The organism is bacterium (genome assembly GCA_028821235.1).
Taxonomy (GTDB): domain Bacteria; phylum Actinomycetota; class Acidimicrobiia; order Spongiisociales; family Spongiisociaceae; genus Spongiisocius.
On record JAPPGV010000018.1, the window covers coordinates 1 to 3369 of the forward strand.

The 3369-nt window shown below is 66.9% G+C and carries 4 protein-coding genes; 2 read left to right on the forward strand and 2 right to left on the reverse strand.

All coding sequences use genetic code 11. The features are described from left to right. Positions 1 to 449 (reverse strand): phytanoyl-CoA dioxygenase family protein (locus OXK16_02110; protein ID MDE0374741.1); only part of this gene is annotated, 449 nt, incomplete at its 3' end. A gap of 169 nt (positions 450 to 618) precedes the next feature. Here OXK16_02110 and OXK16_02115 point away from each other — a divergent pair. Both OXK16_02115 and OXK16_02120 read left to right on the forward strand, forming a co-directional pair. Continuing rightward, on the forward strand, positions 619 to 1404 hold the full coding sequence (locus OXK16_02115) for an enoyl-CoA hydratase-related protein (protein MDE0374742.1): 786 nt from the start codon (positions 619 to 621) through the stop codon (positions 1402 to 1404). Positions 1405 to 1613: 209 nt separating this feature from the next. Then, positions 1614 to 2948: an MFS transporter gene (locus tag OXK16_02120; protein MDE0374743.1), complete on the forward strand. Its 1335-nt coding sequence runs from the start codon at positions 1614 to 1616 to the stop codon at positions 2946 to 2948. A gap of 100 nt (positions 2949 to 3048) precedes the next feature. Here OXK16_02120 and OXK16_02125 read toward each other — a convergent pair. Next, positions 3049 to 3369, reverse strand: a 321-nt coding sequence (locus OXK16_02125; protein MDE0374744.1) for a hypothetical protein, incomplete at its 5' end; no start/stop codon positions are given.

The following is a 3369-nucleotide window of genomic DNA, read 5'->3' on the forward strand; positions in this document are numbered from 1 at the left end:
AGGTACGTGCCGATCGTCAGCGGGCTGTAGTTGGTGTGCGGGTAGAACTGGATGTCCTGGTGCCACTTGACATCGTCGGAGCCGGCATCCCACTTGAAGTTGAGCTTGGAATGGTGGAATACCACGTCCGGCCCCACCAGGTCGGCGGCCACATCGGCTATCAGGCCGGTGGCAAACTCCCAGTACGTGTCATGCAGCCGGTCGGGCATCTTGAGACGCCGTATCTTGGGCGAGTCCGGGCCGTGATCATCGGCCACGTCGTAATCCTCACCCGACCGGGTGACCGATCGGCTCCGCTCCACGAAGACCGCCGTGGCCTCGTTGAGCCGGTCGATCAGTTCTTGGGGGATGAGCGACTCCACGCTCACGTACCCGCCCTCGAAGTACGACTCCCGCTGCTGCTGGGTCAGCACTCTGGCCGGTTCGGCAAGAACCTGTTCCGGTGTCATGTAGGCATTCCTCGGGGGTATTCGCGGCTACCGGGGCTAGATCGCCGGAAAGCGGCCACAGCTGAGCACCCGGGTCTTCGTACCGGAACGAGTATAGGTTTCGGAGGGGTTCCTGGGCTGTGGACACGCAGCCCGGCCTCGCCTCGGTCCGGGCCAATACACTTCGATCATGACTGACGAGACCATCAGAGCGATCCGCCGGGGATCGACGCTCGAGGTCACCCTCGACCGGCCCAAGGCCAACGCCATCGACGCGGCCACCAGCCGGGCCCTGGGAGCGGTCTTCTCCGGCTTCCGGGATGATCCCGACCTCCGGGTGGCCATCTTCACGGGCGCGGGCGAGCGGTTCTTCTCCGCCGGATGGGATCTGGCCGCCGGCGCCGAAGGGGAGGACTACGAGGGCGACTTCGGACCGGGCGGATTCGGCGGGTTCGCGGAACTACCGGGCCTCGACAAGCCCGTTATCGCAGCGGTCAACGGCATGGCGGTCGGGGGCGGGTTCGAGCTGGTGATGGCGGCGGACCTGGTGGTCGCCGCCGAACACGCCACGTTCTTCCTGCCCGAGGCTTCGATCGGGTTGATCCCCGATTCGGGGTCCGTCCTGCTTCCCCGATTGCTACCGGCCCCGCTGGCCAACGAGGTGCTCCTGGCCGGGCGCCGATTGAGCGCCGAGGAGCTCCACCGGTTCGGCCTGGTCAACGAGGTGGTGCCCGGAACGGATCTCATGGACACGGCGCACGGCCTGGCGCGCCGCATCGCCGCCAGCGCCCCACTCGCAGTGGCCGCCGTACTCGACATCGGTCGCCGGACCGGGAGCCTCCCCGTCGCCGGCGCGCTGCACACCATGCGATCCGGCGCCGTCGGCGCCTACCGGAGGATGGTGGAGTCGGAGGACGCCCAAGAGGGACTGCGAGCCTTCGCTGAGAAACGCAACCCGGTCTGGAAGGGTCGCTAGCAGACACACTCCGGACCGGTGCCGGAACGCCCTACATGCCGGTTCCCAACCTCAGGTACCGGTCCGAGTAAACGCCCCCTCCCGCTACCATGTGAGCGGTCACCGGGCCTATATCCGGGCATCTCCTGATGGACCCGGGTGGTTCGGAATAGTCACGGTGGCATCGCTGTTTTCCTCTTGTACCCGAGTCCTCTCAAGGTACGTGTTTCATGAGATTGTCGACCCTCCCCCATCCCGCTCCCGGCTCCGGCGGCACCACCAGGACCATCCTCGGATCGCGAGGTCTGCTCCTGGCCGTCCTCTTCGTGATGCTGGGAAACGGGATGATGAACCCCCTGCTCGGTATCAGGGCCGAACTGGAGGGGTTTTCCACCACCGCCACCGGCACGATCCTGGCGTTCTACTACGTGGGGTTCCTGGCGGGTGCGTGGATAACCCGGCGCCTGATGGTGGACGTCGGCCACATCCGCGTGTACGCCGCGCTTGCATCGCTGGCATCTACCTCGACCCTCATCTACATCCTGAACGACTCCCCGGTCGTCTGGTCACTGGCACGGCTGATCACCGGATTCGCGATGAGCGGCCTATTCATCGTGGGAGAGAGTTGGCTCAACGAGGCTGCCACCAACCGGACTCGGGGACGCCTGCTCGCCATCTACATGGTGGTGCTGATGGGAGGGCTGGCGGCGGGCCAGATGCTGATCGTCCTGGGTGATCCATCCGGGATCGCCCTGTTCATCGCCGCCTCGATACCGGTGTCGATGGCGGTGATCCCGATCACGCTGTCGACCTCGCCGGCTCCCAGGCCGGTGCTTCCCGGCAAGCTCCCGGTCGCTCAGGTGTGGCACGCCGCGCCCCTGGGAATTCTCACCTCCTTCAGCCAGGGCACCGCGGTAGCGGCTTTGCTGACACTCGGCGCCGTGTTCGGCGCGAGATCGGGTATGAGCGTGGACCGGATCGCCTTGTTCACGTCCGCCGCCGTGGTCGGAAGCGTGGCGCTCCAGCCTGCCATCGGTGTGTTGTCCGACCGGATGGGACGGAGAAGGTTGATCCTGGGTACGGGCCTCGTATGTGCTGGTGCGTGCCTAGCGATGGTTCACGCCAACCCGCTCGGCTGGTGGGCGCTGACGGTCTCCTTCGTGGTCGGCGGGCTGGCACTGAGCATGTACCCCTTGGCGCTCAGCCACATCAACGACCGGGTTCCTCCCGGGTCGGCCGTCGGGGTCAGCACCGTGCTGTCGCTCGCCGCCGGAATCGGCGCCGTCATCGGTCCGATCGCCGGCGCGCAGGTCATGGACGCTTTGGGACCTGCCGGCCTCTACTGGTTCGTAGGCGTCCTGTTCCTCGTCACCGCCCTGTTCAGCCTCTTCCGGATCTTCACCCGGGAAGGCGTGCCTGCGGACAAGCGGCGGCCGTTTGCCCTGGTTCCGGCCCGTGCCGGCACGGTCATCGTGCAGATGGCACGCCGGATGCGGCAGCCGGGCGAGAGGGCGGCCCGCAGCGGGACCGGTAGGAACAAACGAGCACCCGGCCACAAGGAGTGAGCGCGTCCTTGCGGTCAGCCGATGCCTGCCGGTGCCTCCATCGTCACGTCACGGGCACCGCGAGGTGGCAATGCCACCGACCACGTGGAGTTCTCGGGTATTAGCCCTGGCAGCCCAGCAGGTTGTCGACCGCCGGCCGGATGCCGAGCCGGTAGCTCGACACTTCACCACCGTCGATGGTGAAGTAGATGCGGTAGTCGGCATCCGCCTCGTCGTTCGGCACGAACGCCAGGGCCTGGCCCTCGGAAACGGCGTCGTTGGCCTGCTGGATGTTGTCTGGGTAGACCTCGCGCACGCTGGACTCCGGCGTGCCGATCCTGACACCCGACCTGGTGGCGATGACGCTCGGGGCGTTGATCTCGACGCGGACGACGGCCCCGTCGACCACCATGAAGGCCACGCCCGGCAGGCCGGCGCCGGC

Coding starts and splice junctions, on each gene's coding strand:
- OXK16_02115 (MDE0374742.1), top strand. CDS start 619: ATGACTGACGAGACCATCAGAGCGATCCGCCGGGGATCGACGCTCGAG.
- OXK16_02120 (MDE0374743.1), top strand. CDS start 1,614: ATGAGATTGTCGACCCTCCCCCATCCCGCTCCCGGCTCCGGCGGCACC.